The organism is Bordetella tumulicola (assembly GCF_054779135.1).
Window position 1 is genome coordinate 1 of record NZ_BAAGYU010000005.1, and the last position, 15,478, is coordinate 15,478.

15 protein-coding genes are annotated in these 15,478 nt (G+C 61.6%); 7 read left to right on the plus strand and 8 right to left on the minus strand.

What is annotated here, in order from left to right; genetic code table 11:
* Positions 1 to 245: 245 nt before the first annotated feature.
* From ACYVDM_RS03285 to mpl, 8 genes are all read right to left on the minus strand, one after another.
* A complete protein-coding gene (locus tag ACYVDM_RS03285; protein ID WP_415792232.1) occupies positions 246 to 1,088 on the minus strand; it encodes a symmetrical bis(5'-nucleosyl)-tetraphosphatase in 843 nt (280 codons plus the stop codon).
* Complete coding sequence (gene lptG, locus ACYVDM_RS03290; RefSeq protein ID WP_415792304.1) at positions 1,085 to 2,263, minus strand: LPS export ABC transporter permease LptG; 1,179 nt, start codon at positions 2,261 to 2,263, stop codon at positions 1,085 to 1,087. Before lptG ends, ACYVDM_RS03285 begins: the two co-directional genes overlap by 4 nt.
* 109 nt (positions 2,264 to 2,372) lie before the next feature.
* Positions 2,373 to 3,107, minus strand: coding sequence for a monofunctional biosynthetic peptidoglycan transglycosylase (gene mtgA / locus ACYVDM_RS03295; RefSeq protein ID WP_415792231.1), 735 nt, complete (start codon positions 3,105 to 3,107; stop codon positions 2,373 to 2,375).
* 5 nt (positions 3,108 to 3,112) lie between these two features.
* Complete coding sequence (aroE, locus tag ACYVDM_RS03300) at positions 3,113 to 3,976, minus strand: shikimate dehydrogenase (protein ID WP_415792230.1); 864 nt, start codon at positions 3,974 to 3,976, stop codon at positions 3,113 to 3,115.
* Positions 3,973 to 4,875, minus strand: a complete 903-nt coding sequence (locus tag ACYVDM_RS03305; protein WP_415792229.1) for an energy transducer TonB — start codon at positions 4,873 to 4,875, stop codon at positions 3,973 to 3,975. The genes aroE and ACYVDM_RS03305 overlap by 4 nt, the downstream gene beginning before the upstream one ends.
* Before the next feature lie 102 nt (positions 4,876 to 4,977).
* Positions 4,978 to 6,873: a ribonuclease catalytic domain-containing protein gene (locus tag ACYVDM_RS03310; RefSeq protein WP_415792228.1), complete on the minus strand. Its 1,896-nt coding sequence runs from the start codon at positions 6,871 to 6,873 to the stop codon at positions 4,978 to 4,980.
* A 51-nt stretch (positions 6,874 to 6,924) separates the two neighbouring features.
* The gene (locus ACYVDM_RS03315) at positions 6,925 to 7,530 is read right to left on the minus strand and encodes a YqiA/YcfP family alpha/beta fold hydrolase (protein WP_415792227.1); all 606 of its coding nucleotides are present in this window, start codon (positions 7,528 to 7,530) and stop codon (positions 6,925 to 6,927) included.
* A complete protein-coding gene (gene mpl / locus ACYVDM_RS03320; RefSeq protein WP_415792226.1) occupies positions 7,527 to 8,927 on the minus strand; it encodes a UDP-N-acetylmuramate:L-alanyl-gamma-D-glutamyl-meso-diaminopimelate ligase in 1,401 nt (466 codons plus the stop codon). The genes ACYVDM_RS03315 and mpl overlap by 4 nt, the downstream gene beginning before the upstream one ends.
* Positions 8,928 to 8,995: 68 nt before the next feature.
* Between mpl and ACYVDM_RS03325 the strand changes: the two genes are divergently transcribed.
* The 7 genes from ACYVDM_RS03325 (at position 8,996) to ACYVDM_RS03355 (ending at position 15,445) form a co-directional block, all read left to right on the plus strand.
* A complete protein-coding gene (locus ACYVDM_RS03325; protein WP_415792224.1) occupies positions 8,996 to 9,529 on the plus strand; it encodes a TlpA family protein disulfide reductase in 534 nt (177 codons plus the stop codon).
* Between the two features lie 130 nt (positions 9,530 to 9,659).
* Complete coding sequence (gene aroQ, locus ACYVDM_RS03330) at positions 9,660 to 10,094, plus strand: type II 3-dehydroquinate dehydratase (RefSeq protein ID WP_415792223.1); 435 nt, start codon at positions 9,660 to 9,662, stop codon at positions 10,092 to 10,094.
* Positions 10,095 to 10,223: 129 nt separating this feature from the next.
* Entirely contained in the window at positions 10,224 to 10,676 is a 453-nt protein-coding gene (gene accB, locus ACYVDM_RS03335) for an acetyl-CoA carboxylase biotin carboxyl carrier protein (protein WP_415792222.1), read from the plus strand.
* An 8-nt stretch (positions 10,677 to 10,684) separates the two neighbouring features.
* Entirely contained in the window at positions 10,685 to 12,031 is a 1,347-nt protein-coding gene (gene accC, locus ACYVDM_RS03340; protein ID WP_415792221.1) for an acetyl-CoA carboxylase biotin carboxylase subunit, read from the plus strand.
* Positions 12,032 to 12,075: 44 nt separating this feature from the next.
* Positions 12,076 to 12,996: a 50S ribosomal protein L11 methyltransferase gene (prmA, locus tag ACYVDM_RS03345; protein ID WP_415792220.1), complete on the plus strand. Its 921-nt coding sequence runs from the start codon at positions 12,076 to 12,078 to the stop codon at positions 12,994 to 12,996.
* Between the two features lie 25 nt (positions 12,997 to 13,021).
* Positions 13,022 to 14,491, plus strand: a complete 1,470-nt coding sequence (locus tag ACYVDM_RS03350) for a DUF3426 domain-containing protein (RefSeq protein ID WP_460475309.1) — start codon at positions 13,022 to 13,024, stop codon at positions 14,489 to 14,491.
* Positions 14,492 to 14,503: 12 nt separating this feature from the next.
* Positions 14,504 to 15,445, plus strand: coding sequence for a carbohydrate kinase family protein (locus tag ACYVDM_RS03355; RefSeq protein WP_415792219.1), 942 nt, complete (start codon positions 14,504 to 14,506; stop codon positions 15,443 to 15,445).
* The last annotated feature ends 33 nt before the right edge of the window (positions 15,446 to 15,478 follow it).

The window sequence follows — 15,478 nt, forward strand, 5'->3', positions numbered from 1 at the left end:
TGACGACTAACGGCTGAGGCATTTCTTTAATGCGAGTCCCCGTCAGGCTCGGCAATAGGTGCCATCGGCGTCATCGCGCGGGCTCGGCCCGTACCAGGGGCCGAGGTCCCGCTGCGCGGGACTACCCCGCGCTCAAAGACGCCGATGGCACCTATTGCCGAGCCTGACGGGGACGCCTTAAGAACGAAAACCTCAATTCAGCAAACGACCACTCCGCCGCAAAGCAGCAACACCTGTAGCTACCGCTACTTATCTGCCAACGGATCCTGAAACTGCGCACACTTGATTTGGACGAGCTTCTGATCTTGCAACCGCATGGCGGTGAGTTCGCCGCCCCAGACGCAGCCGGTGTCGAGGCAGATGACGTCGGGGCGTATGAGTAGGCCGAGCGTGGACCAATGGCCGAAGACGACGGTGACGTCTTGGGTCTGGCGGCCTTTTACGTCAAACCAGGGTACCAGGCCGGGTGGCCAAGCGCCGGGGGCGACTTTGGTGTTGAATTCCATTTGCCCTTGGGGCGTGCACAAGCGCATGCGGGTCAGTGCGTTGATGATGACGCGCAGGCGTTTGCCGCCTTTGTAGCCGTTCTTCCATTGTGTCGGCTCGTTGCCGTACATTTTTTGTAGCGCTTTTTTCCAATTCGGGCCGCGCAGCATTTCCTGGACTTCGTTGGCGAGGGAGAGTGTTTTGGTCACGCTCCATTTGGGCAGGACGCCAGCATGGACCATCAGGTGGTCATGTTCGAAGTGAGCCAGAGGGAGATGGCGCAACCAATTGATCAGGTCGTCGGCATCGGGGGCGTTCAGGATGTCATCGATGGTGTCGGATTTGGAAGGCTTGCGTACATCAGCGGCGGCGGCCAGCAGGTGCAGGTCGTGGTTGCCCAGGATGGAGGTGGCCCGATCGCCCAGCGCGATGATGCGTCGCAGGCTGGCGAGAGACTCTGGCCCGCGATTGACTAGATCGCCGGCAAACCAGAAACGGGCGTTGGGGTCGTCACTGAGGTCTGGGTGGGAAAGCAATTGCTCCAATGGCGCGCAACAACCCTGTACGTCGCCGATCATCCATATACTGCCGCCTGCTTTCATGCCGGGGTTTTTCTCCAAGGCCAGCGCGTCTGTATAAAGCGAGTCGTCGCGTGGCGATATTCCATCAGACTGAGGGCTCCCAGTGCCAGTAGCACGGCTCCTACGTTGGGTCCCAACGCGGTAAACCAGGGAGGCCATTGGCTGAGCATACCGACGTTCAGCGCTAATTGATTGAGCATGAAGAAGCCGACGCCCAGCAAGATGCCGACGAACACCTTGGCGCCTACGCCGCCGCGGCGTGTTTGCATAAAGCCGATGGGTGCGGCGATGGTGATCATGACAAGTAATGTGAACGGATAGGCGACCTTGCGCCACAGCGCGACGACCTGGCGGCTGGCGTCGAGCTGGTTGTAATTCAGGTAGGCGATGTAGTCGAGCAGAGTGCTCAAAGACATACGCTCGGGGGTGAGTACGCGTGCCAGCAGGCGGTCCGCGCTGAGTGTGGTGTCAAGTTCGCGCTGGGGGATTTTGGTGACTTGGGCGGGTGCGGAGGCAGGGGGTCTGGCGTTGGCCAGTGCTTGCGCGGCCGCATCGTCGAGACGGGTTTCGGTGACGTCTTTCAGTACGAGTTGATCGTTGCTAAACGTGCCGGTGGTGGCGGTCGACAGGCTGGTGAGCGCCAGGCCGGGCTTGAATTCGTACAGGGTTACGCCCTCGACGTTGCCGTTGGCGAGGAGTTTGCTGATGTTGATGATGCGGGTGCCGCCGTCGCGCATTGGTTCTTTGAACCAGTAGCCGCTGTCCATGCGCGAGCCACTGGCTTTGCCGCGAAACATCAGGCTGGCCTCGCCGCTTTTGATTTCGGCTGCGGGAGTGACGAACTCTGATAGCAGGGTGGCGCCGATGACGAGAGGCACGGTGATGATCCACAGCATGCACAATAGCCGTAGCCCGCTGACGCCTGAAACACGGAGAATGACAAGTTCGTTGCGCTGCGCCAGCCCGGCGAGCGCCAGGACGGCACCGATGAGCAGCCCGATGGGTAGCAGGTCGTAGAGGCGGGTAGGCAAGGCGAGCGCCTGCATATAAAGCAGGGCGAGCATGCTGAATTTGTCGCCTACGTTGTCCAGATCATCGACCAGCGCGAAGAACGTGAACAGTCCCAGCAGGGCCAGTAGCACCACTGCACAAGAGCGATAGATTTCGCGGGCCAGATAGCGGCGGGCTGTACGCATGTAAGAGTGAGTCGCGTTGGTATGCGCGTAAAACATGAAAGCTTACCAAAATCGCTCGCGACATCGACGATGTTTTGCATCGATGTGGCGAGATGGGGCTTTCGTGCGGTTAAGGAATGTCAACTTGTCGCATGCGACGGGTCAGGGTGGCGGTACGCGAATTCAGGTAGCGAGTGTTGCGGTGCTTGTCATAATAACGGGGGTTGGGCAGCATGGCCGCCAGGCGGGCCGCTTGCGAGGCACTCAGGCCATTGGCGTGGGCTTTGTAGTAGTGACGTGCCGCCGCCTCGGCCCCAAAGACGCCTTCACCCCACTCGGCGACATTCAGATAGAGCTCGAGAATGCGCTGTTTAGGCATGACGTGTTCGATCATGTAGGTCAGCACGAGCTCCTGCCCTTTGCGTGCGTAGCTGCGTGAACCCGACAGGAATAGATTTTTGGCCAGTTGCTGGGTGATGGTCGAGCCGCCGCGCATTTTGCTGCGGCCTTCTTCGGCCTGGTGCTGATTGTATTCCCATGCTTTGCGAATGGCATCCCATTCGACGCCATCGTGCTCGGTGAACTTGGCGTCTTCCGAGGCGATGACGGCGCGTTTGAGGGAGGAACTGATCTTGTCGTAGGGGGTCCATTCATACTGGAGTTCGGCATGCGGGTTGGTTTCGCGCAGGCGTGAGAGTTCTTGGCGCATGATTGAACTGCTGCCCGGGTCGCGATAGGCATACCAGACGACCTGGCAGAACATCCACAACTGGTAGATGATCACGAAGCACAGCAGTGCCATCAGGGTGGCGCCGATGACCCGGCCCCAGCGAATCCGGCGTACCGTCGAGTTGCGCGTGGCCATCCGGGTCAGCCCTTGGCCAGCAGCGCGGCGCGCAGTGTGGTCAACACCGCTGCGGCGTCGGGGCGTACCCCGTGCCAGATCAGGAAGCTTTCCGCCGCCTGGCCCACCAGCATTCCCAGGCCGTCCGCGCTGCGGGTAGCGCCATCGGCCGTGGCCTGTCGCATGAACGCCGTTGGCGCGGCGGCATACATCATGTCGTAGGCGAGAGCATCGGGGGCGTACAGGCGCGAGGGCAAGTCCGGGGCGGCACCTTGCAGGCTGCTGGCGGTGGCGTTGATGACGAGGTTCCAGCCGCCGAGGGTGCCGGCTTCGGCCAGCGAGCCTGCCGTCACGCGCGTGCGGGTCGTCGTGGGAGCGGCTACCCAAATGGCCGCCAGATCGTGGGCACGCTCGGGACTACGGTTGACGATGTGGAGTTGGGCGCAGCCTGCTTCAGCGAGAGGTTGCAGCACGCCGCGTGCCGCGCCGCCCGCACCTACAAGCAAGACGCGCGCGCCGATCAGCGTCACGCCCAGTCGCAGCAGGTCGCTCACCAGGCCGACGCCATCGGTATTGCAGCCATGCCAGGCGCCGTCTTGTAGCCATAGCGTGTTGACGGCCCCGGCTAGGCGGGCGCGTTCGCTTAAATGGCCGCGGGCCAGTTCAAAGGCCTGGGCTTTAAACGGCACGGTCACGTTCAGACCCAGGCCGCCCTGGTCGCGAAAGGCTTGTACCGTGGCCGCGAATCCATCGAGGGGCGCGAGCAGAGGCTCGTATTGCAGGGGTTTGCCGGTCTGTGTCGAGAACAGAGCGTGAATCTGCGGTGAGCGGCTGTGCGCCACGGGGTTGCCGATGACGGCGTAGCGGGGCAGTGGGCTGGACGAAGTCATGGCGCCTCGGTTTTTAGGGAGTCGTTGACGAAATGCCAGGTGCGGGTGATGACCAGGATGTCGGTGTCGCTCGCGATGTCGTCAGGCAGGGGCGGAAAGGGTGCCGCCAGTTGCACAATGCGTCGTGCAGCACGGTTCAGGACGGCATGTTCGGAGGGTCGGTCGATCTCGACATCCGCCACGCGACCATCTGCGTGGATCGAGACGGTGATCTGCAGCGAGCCGTACAGACGGCCGCTTGCCTGCTGTGGGTAATGCTGGGTGCCGGTGGCTTCGATGCGCGCGCGCCAGGCGTCCAGGTAGGCGGCATAGTGCGACGCCTGCGCGGACGGGGCCACGAAGGTTTTGCGTGGTTGTGCGTTATACGACTGGATACGGCTGGCCAGTGTGGCGATCTGGGCATTCTGGACGATGCCAGGTTGCTCGTGCACGTCTTCGCCCTGAACGGTCGCGTCGCGCCAGGGATAGACGGCCTGGCGTTCTGCTCCCACCTGGAACTGTGCCTGCAACTGCGTGAGCAGCCGCATTTGTTCGGCCTCGAGTTGCGCTTGGCGGCGGCGCATGGCCTGTAACACCAGCGTCTCGGAGGCCTCTCCCGTACGCGGTAGCGGTGTGGCGGCGACGCCTTGATCCGCATTCCCGCCACCGTCTACCTGGCTTTGCGCAATGACTTGCGCCTGGACAGGGGCCGTTTTGGTGTGGGCATTGACGAGTGTGATTTCCAGCGGCGCCGGCACGGAGATTTGAGTGGGCGAGGGCGCGCTCAGGCGCCACGCCAGCGCGCCGGCGTGCAGAAGTAGCGAGATCGCCAGACCGATCCGTAAATAGTGCTGGGCGGGCGCACTTAACCAGTGCAGCCACCCGCCTGGCGTCGAGTGAAAATCAGCAGAATGTTGCACACGCGCATTTTAGACGTCTGGACGCAGGTTCGTGGTGATCCGCTATCCAGTGGAGCCCCGGTTGTGCACGCAGGAATGCGGCTATAACCGGGCCGAGACAGATTATGAGTCCGTTGCGTTAACCAGTCCGACGTACCGGCAATCGAGCTCCAGCGCCAATTCGTCAAAGCCCAGAATATCCAGCTCGACGGCGGCGCCGCGCTCCAGTTCCGGCAGTCCGCCCACGCGAGTCACCAACGGTGCGTTGCTTAAGCGAACCAGATCGTCTCGCAACACGTGGCCTACAACGCGCGTGATGCCCTGTTGCTGCAGCCAGCGCAGGCACCAGTAGCGCTCCATGCTGTTCTGGAATTCGTTCCAGGCGGCGTACTGAGCATCGAATGCGCCGATGATGGCAAAGAGATCAGCGTCGCGCGGCTTGTAGGGCGCAACCAACCGCGCCGACACGCCATTGTCCACCGCGGCAATCAGTTGCCATTGATTGACCAGATCGACATAGCGTCGTAGTGGCGAGGTGCTCCAGATATATTGGGGCACGCCGATTGCTTCGTGAGGCAGCGCCTGGGTGCTCATGCGTACGCGGCCCGCCTGTTGCGAGCGATAAATGCCCGGCACGCCATGTTGATGCAGCAAGCCGCCCCACAGGTTGTTGGCCAGAATCATGTATTCGGCCACAAGGCGGTCTAGCGGCGCATTGCGTTGGCGGGGAACCAGGCGTACGGGCGTGTCCGGATTATCCGGATTGCCGTCCAGATAAAAGCTGTATTCCACTCGAGAATTGTTCTCGGGCTTGCCGCGCACCTCGTCGCGCCGTGCCGACAAGGACATGGCCAATTGCCAGAGCGGGCGCAGCCAGTGCCCATAGGGCAGCGGTGTATCGGGATCGCTCAGGGCGGCCTCGGTTATCTGGCCGTCCAGTTCGTTGTGGCGTAGATTGGCCCGCAGTACGACACGTTCAATACGCGTGTCGGACTCAAAGATTTCACCCGTGGCGGGGTCGGCCGTGACATACAGGGACAGGGCGGGGACTTCGCGCCCCGCGTCCAGCGAAAACGCCTGGATGACATTGTCTGGTTGCATCGGGATTTTCTCGCCAGGCATGTACACCGTGGACAGGCGGGCGCGGGCCAGCTTGTCCAGATCGCTGTCGCGCGTGACACTCAGCCCGGGGACCGCCACGTGAATGCCGACTCGAACGCGTCCGTCGGGCAATGACGTGACGGATAGAGCGTCATCAATCTCCGTGGTAGTGATGTCGTCCACCGAGTAAATTTCTGCATCGGCCAACGGCAGTTCGCGGTCCAGGGGCGGGACGGGAGTCTGCGGGAAGCCCGTGCCGCGAGGAAAGTGCGTGGCCAGAAAGCGGCGCTTGTGCAATGCCAGTGCATGCGGCCAGGCGCCCAGTTCGAGCAGCAGCCGGTCGGGGCTCTTGTGCAGGCGGGCGCATGCTGCGTCCAACGCCTTCCAGGGCATGCTGTTCTTGTCCGGCCGGATCAGCAGCGTTTCGGCAATCTGGGCGATTTCCTCGGGCAGGCGGCCCTCGGCCATTTCGTCCACCCAATGTTGCTGCTGTTCGGCCTGCTTCTGCTTCTTTTCCAGCGCGGCCAGGGCGGCCGCCAGGATATCGGGCGGGGCAGGGCGATAGGTGCCTTTACCGCGTCGATGAAAATAGGCCGGTGCGCCGTGCAGGCGCATCAGCAGAGCCGCGCGTTCGACCGCGCTGGGGGCATGACCGAAATAGTCGGCGGCGAGTGTGGCCGAGTCGAAGTCTTCCTGTGGCGCGCATTCCCACAGAAACTGCAGGTCCAGGGCCTCGGCGTCCTCTGCGGCTTGGTTGAGCAGAGCGCTGGGCGCGGGATCGGAAAACGTAAACAGGACGTTGGCGCGCTTGAGCTTGCTGCGCTTGCCAGATTCCGACTCCACCTGCAGGCTGGCGTCGGTTTCCGACATGATATTGCCAGCCTTGAAGCCGCCGTCTTCTTCGTAAAACACGTACATAATCAGTCCATCGAGGGCGCGATAGTCGCGCAGGCCCGCCAGAGTGGGGGGCTAATTAATTGAGTTTGAATCCGTTTGAGCGAAATCCAGCACCTCGGGCAGCCACTGCGCAAAGTCCGACAACCCATGGTCGCTACCCGGCACAATCCGCTGACGGCAGCCCGTGTAACAGTCACGCATTTCGCGCCAGTCCAGGACTTCGTCGCCTGTGGCCGCGATCAGGAAATAGCGTTCGGGCCGAGTGATGGCGGCCACCTGCGCGGCGGCCAGCTCATCCACATACTCCGCCCGGAACTCGAATGGCGCGTCGGAATGATACATGCGGTGCTGGCCCACCTGTGTGGCCAAATCGCGCGGGGCGTGAACGGCAGGATTGAGCAGCACGGCCTTGCAGTCTAATTGCTCGGCGAGCCACGTGGCATAGTAGCCCCCCAACGATGACCCAATAACGGTCAGGGCGCGGGGGGACGTCGCCGTTGCTAATTGACGATGCGCCAGGCTCATCGCCAGCGCCATCGCCGCCTTGGGGCTGGCGGGCAATTGGGGGCATTGCCAGTCGCGTTCGCTTGCCAAGCCGCGCTCGGCCAGGGTCTGGGCCATCAGGCGTGCTTTGAACGAGTCAGGCGAGGAGCGAAAGCCGTGCAGGTACAGGATCATGATACGTTTGCGTCCGGGACAGGGGCGCCGTTTTGCCGGGCCAGCGCATCGAGCAGCTTGCCATGCACCCCGCCAAAGCCACCGTTGCTCATGACCAGCACGTTATCGCCGGGGCGGGCCGCCTGGACGACGGCGCGGACTAGCGCGTCCAGGTCGTCGTAGCTGCTCGCTCGCTCGCCCAAGGGAGCAAGGACCTCGTCAGGGTTCCAGCCCAACGCGTGCTTGCCGCTGCGCGCGCCAAAGCAGAATACCTGGTCGGCCAGGCGCAGCGACTCGGGCAGGCGTGCGGCCATGGCGCCGAGCTTCATTGTGTTCGAACGGGGTTCCAAGACCGCCAGGATGCGTGCCTGGCCGACTTGTCGGCGTAAGCCCTCCAGCGTGGTCTCGATCGCCGTGGGATGGTGGGCGAAATCATCGTAGACCTTGATGTCATGGATGGTGCCGCGTAACTCCATGCGTCGTTTGACGCCGCCAAACCGGCTGAGCGCGTTGATGCCATCGATGGGGCTGACGCCGGCATGCTCGGCCGCGGCCAGCGCCGCCAGGGCGTTCAGACGATTGTGTTCTCCGCCGAGCGACCATCGTACCGTGCCGAGCGGCTGCCCATCACGCAGCACTTCAAAGGCGCCTTGCGCGTCCACCGGGCCGGCTTGCCAGGCGCCATCGGCGCCAAAACTCATGGTCTCCGACCAGCATCCGCGTGCGATCACACGATCCAGGGCTTCACTGCCGGTGGGCACGATGACGCGGCCCAGGCTGGGAATAGTACGCACCAAATGATGAAACTGCGTTTCGATCGCCGCCAGATCGGGGAAGATGTCTGCGTGATCGTATTCCAGATTATTCAAGATAGCGGTGCGCGGACGGTAATGCACGAATTTCGAACGCTTGTCGAAGAACGCCGTGTCGTACTCATCGGCCTCAATCACAAAAGGACGTACCGCCGGGTCGTAGCGCGCCGAGACCTTGAGGTCGTGCGCCACGCCGCCAATCAGGAAGTTCGGCCGTTGGCCGGTGGCCTCGAGGACCCAGGCCAGCATCGCGCTGGTGGTGGTTTTGCCGTGCGTGCCGGCGACCGCAAGCACGTGGGCGCCGGGCAGAATATGGTCGCCAAGCCATTGTGGCCCCGAGACATAGGGCGCACCTGCGTTAAGAATGGCTTCCATCAGCGGGTTGCCACGGGTGACGACATTGCCGATCACGTACAGGTCGGGAGCGAGCGCCATCTGGTCTGCGCCATAGCCCTCAATCAGTTCGATGCCTTGCTCGGCCAACTGGGTGCTCATGGGCGGATAAACTGCCGTGTCGCAACCTGTGACGCGATGCCCGGCGGCCCGCGCAATGAGCGCAAGTCCCCCCATGAATGTGCCGCAAATACCAAGGATGTGCAGATGCATGAATATTCTCCTGCGCGCATTGTAGAGGCAGGCCGGTATGTGTCGTCGTCTGCGGTTATGATCGGGCCATGAACCGTCGTCTATTTCTCTACGCAGGCGCGGCCGTCGCTGCCATGGCCGCCGGTGGCTTTGCCTATCGTGAATGGGGCCATCCGCCGCCCGCCGAGCCTGGTGCCGCGGATCCGGTGGCCGCCTTGCGTGCCCTGTCCTTGCCGGATCTGGAGGGCAAGCCACATACCCTGGCTCAGTGGCAGGGGCGCCCGATGGTGGTCAATTTTTGGGCAACCTGGTGCGCACCTTGCGTGAAAGAGATGCCCGAACTGCAGGCTTTGCAAGAAAAATACGCCGGCATCCAATTTGTCGGCATTGGCGTCGATAAAGTCGAAAACATGCGGCAATTTCTGCAAAAAGTGCCAGTGTCCTACCCACTGCTGGTCATGGGGCCGGGTGCGATAGATACTTTACGCACGCTGGGTAACCCGGCCGGGGGGCTGCCATTTACCTTGATTTTCGACGCAAATGGCGGTGTTAACCGTAAAATACTAGGTCAGATACAATTCGACGATCTTGACCGTACATTGAGTACACTTGCCGCTGCTTGATTGCGCATTTCCCGGTCCATCTTCATGCGTTACTTTATGATGATTGTTGGACAAATAGTGCGGATAGGCGTAAAAAGGCGGTTTATCGATAGTTTTGCCGACATTTCGGCTAGTCTCTGGCGCGATCCTTATGGCGCAACACATCCTGGTATTGCATGGCCCCAACCTGAACCTGCTGGGTTCACGCGAACCCCATATTTACGGCAGTCTGACGCTGACTGAGATCAATCAGGGGCTGGAAGCGCTGGCCGCGCAATTGGGTGCGGGACTGACCGCATGGCAAAGCAATCACGAAGGCGCATTGGTCGACCGTGTTCAGGCGGCCCGCCAGGATGGCACCGACTTTATCGTCATCAATGCGGGGGCTTACACGCATACCAGCGTCGCCTTGCGGGACGCCTTGGCAGCGGTTGCAATTCCTTTTATTGAAGTACATTTGTCGAACCTGTATAAACGCGAGTCATTCCGGCAGCATTCTTACCTGTCCGATCTGGCTGTGGGCATGATCAGCGGCCTGGGCGTTGATGGCTACGAGGCGGCAGTGCGTTATGCGGCACGGCACTAGTCAACGTTGCATTCGCTAGTCTTGATGCGGCATCGCAGTCTCAGTATTTTCACTTATCTCATATACACATACGATGCAGCGCGACTTTGATGAAGACGCGCTGACAACATTAATCGGGAAGCAGCTTCTATGGATCTCCGAAAACTCAAGACCCTGATCGACCTGGTGGCGGAATCAGGCATCGCCGAGCTTGAAATCACCGAAGGCGAAGGCAAGGTTCGTATCGTCAAGTTCTCGCAGACGCTGCAACCGGTGGCTTACCACGCTCCCGAGGCGGGTGCCGCGGCGCCTGCCCCGGCCGCGCCCGCCAGTGCCGCGCCGGCCGCCGAGGCGGCCCCGGTGTTGCAAGGTCACGTCGTCAAGGCGCCCATGGTCGGTACCTTCTATCGTGCGCCCAATCCTGGTGCCGGGCCTTTCATCGATGTCGGCCAGTCCGTCAAAGAAGGCGATCCGCTGTGCATTATCGAAGCCATGAAGCTGCTCAACGAGATTGAGGCCGACAAGTCCGGCGTCATTAAAGAGATCCTCGTCGAAAACGGCGAGCCCGTCGAATACGGTCAACCGCTGTTTGTCATTGGCTAATTGCGCATATGTTTGAAAAAATCCTGATCGCCAACCGTGGCGAGATTGCGCTGCGTATTCAACGCGCTTGTCGCGAGCTCGGCATCAAGACGGTGGTCGTGCACTCCGAGGCCGACCGCGACGCCAAATACGTACGCCTGGCCGATGAGTCCGTATGTATCGGGCCGGCCCCCTCGCGCGAAAGCTACCTGAGCATGCCGGCCATTATCTCGGCAGCTGAGGTCACTGACTCCGAAGCCATCCATCCGGGCTATGGGTTCCTGTCCGAAAACGCCGATTTTGCCGAGCGTGTCGAGAAAAGCGGCTTTGTATTCATCGGACCGCGTCCGGACACCATCCGTTTGATGGGCGACAAGGTCAGCGCCAAGCGCTCCATGATCGAGGCCGGTGTGCCGGTCGTGCCCGGTTCCGAAGGTGCGTTGTCCGACGATCCCCAGGAAATCCTGAGCGCGGCGCGCGACGTCGGCTATCCGGTGATCATCAAGGCCGCCGGTGGTGGTGGTGGCCGTGGGATGCGCGTGGTCTATACCGAGGCCGCCCTGCTCAATGCCGTGGCGATGACTCGTTCCGAAGCCGGCGCGGCGTTCAACAATCCCGAAGTCTACATGGAGAAATTCCTCGAGAATCCTCGCCACGTAGAGATCCAGGTGCTGGCCGACGGCGGTCGCAATGCGGTCTGGCTGGGCGAGCGTGACTGCTCCATGCAGCGCCGCCACCAAAAGGTCATCGAAGAAGCTCCGGCGCCCGGCATTGCCCGCCGCTTGATCGAGCGTATCGGCGATCGTTGCGCCGACGCCTGCCGCAAGATGGGCTACCGGGGCGCGGGTACGTTCGAGTTCCTGTACGAAAACGGTGAGTTCTATTTCATCGAAATGAACACGCGTATTCAGGTCGAACACCCAGTGACCGAGTTCATCACCGGGATCGACCTGGTACAGCAGCAGATTTTGATTGCCGCGGGCGAAAAATTCCTGCTGCGTCAGCGTGATATCGCATTCAAGGGCCACTCCATCGAATGTCGTATCAACGCCGAAGACCCGTTCCGCTTCGTTCCCAGCCCGGGCCGTATCACCAACTGGCATACGCCGGGTGGCCCTGGGGTGCGCATTGATTCGCACGTGTTCAACGGCTATTTCGTACCGCCTAACTACGACTCCATGATCGCCAAGGTCATCACGTATGGCGATACGCGCGAACAGGCGCTGGCGCGTATGCGTACCGCGCTGTCTGAAATGGTGGTGGAAGGCATTTCCACCAACATTCCTCTGCATCGCGAATTATTGCAGGACGCCCGCTTTATCGAAGGCGGCACCAGCATTCATTATCTTGAGCACAAGCTGGCCCAGCGCCCTTGATGCCAGGCGGGCCTTCGGGCCCGCTTTTGCCGGAATACATCGTCATGCGTGAACTCGTCCTTCATTGCCTTGAGGCGCAGGCCGAGGCACTCTCCGAGGCACTGCTCGAAGCCGGCGTCTTGTCCGTGTCCGTCGAGGATGCCGACTTGGGCACCGACGCCGAGCGTCCCTTGTTTGGCGAGCCCGGCACCGAGCCCGACGTGCAGGCCTGGGATCGCAATCGCGTGGTCGCGTTGCTGCCCGATGGCGCCGATCCGGCCCAGATCTACGAGCAAGCTACCGCCGAGGCGGGGCTGGATCCCATTCAGTTGGGCGGTTGGTCGCTGCGCGAGGTGCCCGATGCCGACTGGGTGCGGCTGACGCAGTCGCAGTTCGGCCCGATTCACATCGGCGAGCGTATCTGGATCGTGCCTAGCTGGCACCGTGACGATCCGGCTGTTTCGGCCGCCGAGACGCTTGCCGACGACGCCATCCATATCGAATTGGACCCCGGCTTGGCCTTTGGTACCGGCAGCCATCCCACCACGCACTTGTGCCTGGCCTGGCTAGAGGCCGAGTTGCCGGCAGGAGCGACGGTGCTCGACTATGGTTGTGGTTCGGGCATTTTGGCCATTGCGGCCCGTAAATTAGGTGCGGGCCCGACGGATGCGGTCGATATTGATCCCCAGGCGGTGCAATCGACAGCCGACAACGCCCAGATCAATCAGGTACAGTTACAGGCGTTGCTGCCCGATGGCTTGAACGATGGGGCTTATCAAGTCGTTGTGGCCAATATTTTGTCTAACCCCCTCAAAGTGTTGGCTCCCATGCTGGCGGGACGTGTGGCGCCGGGCGGCCAATTGGTGTTGTCAGGCGTGCTGGAACGCCAGGCCGAAGAAGTCGCCGCGGCGTATGCGCCCTGGTTGACGATGTCGGTATGGCAATCCCGGGATGGCTGGGTTTGTCTGCACGGGCGCAAGGCCTGAGGCACCACCAATCGGGGAGAGCTTCATGGCCATGACCACTCGCTGCCCGCAATGCAGCATTACATTCAAGGTCGTGCCTGATCAATTGCGGGTACGTAATGGTTTGGTGCGCTGTGGAGAGTGCGCGACCGTGTTCGACGGTCGCGCTTGCCTGGTCGCACAGATTCCCGAGCGTCTCGAAAGCACAGACGTTGCGCCAGCGGATTCGACTCCTTCCGTCTTGCCCGAGACCCCCCAGGTATCCAAGGCCCCTCCTATCCCGGAGTCTCTCCAGGCATCCAGAGGACCCGATACCCCCAAGCCTTTCCAGGTATCCGGAGAGCCCGCTATCCCCGAGTCTCTCCTGGTATCGAAGGATCCCGATATTCTCGAGACGCCCGTTGTCCTGACGGCGCCCTCCGGCCCTCCGTCCGAGCCGTTTATTGCCGCGCCCGCCGCGTCGGCGTCGCCGGCCGTACTGCGAGGGCGATCTCACATCGCCAGGCAAGATCCCTACCTGGGTGAGACGATCGAGCAAGACGATAGCGATGAGCTTGAGGCGGATGATCCCTATGTCACGGCCCGCACGACGCATCCCGGCAGCGGCCCGAGTGCCGCCGCTGACACGCGCGCCGTCGACGAACCGGACGACGCCGAAGATGAACACGGCCGAGGCGAACACGACCTGGACGAACACGACGTCGACAAGCATTACGTCGACAAGCATTACGTCGACGAGCGCTACGTTGGCGAGCGCTACGTTGGCGAGCGCTACGTTGGCGAGCGCTACGTTGGCGATGACGCGGATGCCGATCATCGCGATGCCGACGATCATTGTGACGCCGTCGGCGCCGACGACGATGAGCACGCGCGCGTCAGCTACCACGCCCGTGATCACGAAGATCGCGACGAGAATACTCCCGTTATTCTGGGTGAGGCGCGCACGCGCTATCACGGCGAGACCGATGTCGGCCGCACGCCTCCCGAGTTTCTGGACCCGGATCACCAGGCGCGTCGCTCCTTCTTGCGTAGCTTGTGGGGTTACGCGTGTGTCATCGGGTTGCTGGTGCTGGCCGCTCAGTTGATTTTTGTCTACCGCTCGGCCATCGCCGGTATGTCGCCTGAGCTACGCCCCACGCTCGAGCGCCTTTGCGAGCCGTTGGGCTGCAAAATCGGTTATCCCCGACGCATCAAAGATATCGCGATCACGTCTTCGTCATTGCAGCCGCCGCGGGGCCGGGCGGGTGCTCCGGAGAATGGCCGCAGCGTGCTGGTGCTGCGTGCGTCGCTACGTAATCAGTATGATCAGCCGCAGCAGTGGCCTGCGCTGCGACTGGACCTGTCCGATCTTTCCGATACCGTGGTGATACGCAAGGTCTTGCTACCCTCGGACTATTTGCCCGCGGATCAGGCCGATCGGCCCTTTGAACCCGGCGCCGAGCTGAATATTGCGGTTCCTATCGAAATAGCCGGCGCACATGTCAACGGCTTTCAACTCCATAAGTTTTTTCCCTGAAGGATGACAGGCATGACGGCTTCTGTTCTGGTGTGTGGTTCGATGGCGTTCGATACCATTGCGGTTTTCGAGGGGCGTTTTAAAGAGCACATGCTGCCCGATCGTATCCAGTCGCTTAGCGTGTCGTTCCTCGTCCCCAAGATGCGCAAGGAGTTTGGCGGTTGCGCGGGCAATATCGCCTACAACCTGAAATTGTTGGGTGGCCAGCCGGTGCCGGTGGCCACCGTGGGCGAAGATGCGACGGACTATCTCGAGCGCTTTCGCACGCTGCAGATCGACACGTCGCGTTTGCGCGTCATGCCCGGTACTTTCACTGCGCAGTGTTTCATCACGACCGATCTGGATGACAACCAGATCGCGGCTTTTCATCCCGGGGCGATGGAGCTGTCGGCCCAAAACGATCTGACGGGAGCCACGGCCGCCTGGGCGATTGTGGCGCCCGACTCCAAGGCCGGCATGTTCGCACATGCCGAGCGTCTGCATGCCGCAGGCATTCCGTTCGTTTTTGATTTGGGCCAGGCGATGCCTTTGTTTGACGGGGCCGATCTGGATCGTATGCTGGGCTTGGCTCAAGTGTTGACGGTCAACGATTACGAGGCCGGCATTGTCGAGCAGCGGACTGGCCGCAGTATGGCGCAGATTGCTTCGCAATTGCAGGCCGTGGTCGTCACCCGTGGCGCCGAAGGGTCGACGCTGTTGACGGACGGGGCTACGATGCAGGTGCCTCCCGTGCAGGCCGCTGCGGTGGTCGATCCGACAGGTTGCGGCGACTCGCATCGCGCGGGTTTGTTGTATGGTTTAACCCAAGGTTGGAGCTGGTTGGACAGTTGTCGCTTGGCAAACGTGATGGGATCTATCAAGATCGCCTCGCGTGGCCCTCAGAATCACGCGCCCAGCCGAGGCGAGATTGATGCCCAGCTGCGGGCAGCGTACGGTATTGGCCTGCCAGCCTAGGTTAAAAAAGTTGCATGGTGTTTCGTGCCCATT

Excerpts from the sequence above, each read along its gene's own strand:
- mpl (WP_415792226.1), bottom strand. The coding sequence starts at position 8,927 with ATGCATCTGCACATCCTTGGTATTTGCGGCACATTCATGGGGGGACTT.
- ACYVDM_RS03350 (WP_460475309.1), top strand. The coding sequence starts at position 13,022 with ATGGCCATGACCACTCGCTGCCCGCAATGCAGCATTACATTCAAGGTC.
- ACYVDM_RS03325 (WP_415792224.1), top strand. The coding sequence starts at position 8,996 with ATGAACCGTCGTCTATTTCTCTACGCAGGCGCGGCCGTCGCTGCCATG.
- prmA (WP_415792220.1), top strand. The coding sequence starts at position 12,076 with ATGCGTGAACTCGTCCTTCATTGCCTTGAGGCGCAGGCCGAGGCACTC.
- mtgA (WP_415792231.1), bottom strand. The coding sequence starts at position 3,107 with ATGGCCACGCGCAACTCGACGGTACGCCGGATTCGCTGGGGCCGGGTC.
- ACYVDM_RS03315 (WP_415792227.1), bottom strand. The coding sequence starts at position 7,530 with ATGATCCTGTACCTGCACGGCTTTCGCTCCTCGCCTGACTCGTTCAAA.
- ACYVDM_RS03310 (WP_415792228.1), bottom strand. The coding sequence starts at position 6,873 with ATGTACGTGTTTTACGAAGAAGACGGCGGCTTCAAGGCTGGCAATATC.
- accB (WP_415792222.1), top strand. The coding sequence starts at position 10,224 with ATGGATCTCCGAAAACTCAAGACCCTGATCGACCTGGTGGCGGAATCA.
- lptG (WP_415792304.1), bottom strand. The coding sequence starts at position 2,263 with ATGCGTACAGCCCGCCGCTATCTGGCCCGCGAAATCTATCGCTCTTGT.
- accC (WP_415792221.1), top strand. The coding sequence starts at position 10,685 with ATGTTTGAAAAAATCCTGATCGCCAACCGTGGCGAGATTGCGCTGCGT.
- aroE (WP_415792230.1), bottom strand. The coding sequence starts at position 3,976 with ATGACTTCGTCCAGCCCACTGCCCCGCTACGCCGTCATCGGCAACCCC.
- ACYVDM_RS03285 (WP_415792232.1), bottom strand. The coding sequence starts at position 1,088 with ATGAAAGCAGGCGGCAGTATATGGATGATCGGCGACGTACAGGGTTGT.
- ACYVDM_RS03355 (WP_415792219.1), top strand. The coding sequence starts at position 14,504 with ATGACGGCTTCTGTTCTGGTGTGTGGTTCGATGGCGTTCGATACCATT.
- aroQ (WP_415792223.1), top strand. The coding sequence starts at position 9,660 with ATGGCGCAACACATCCTGGTATTGCATGGCCCCAACCTGAACCTGCTG.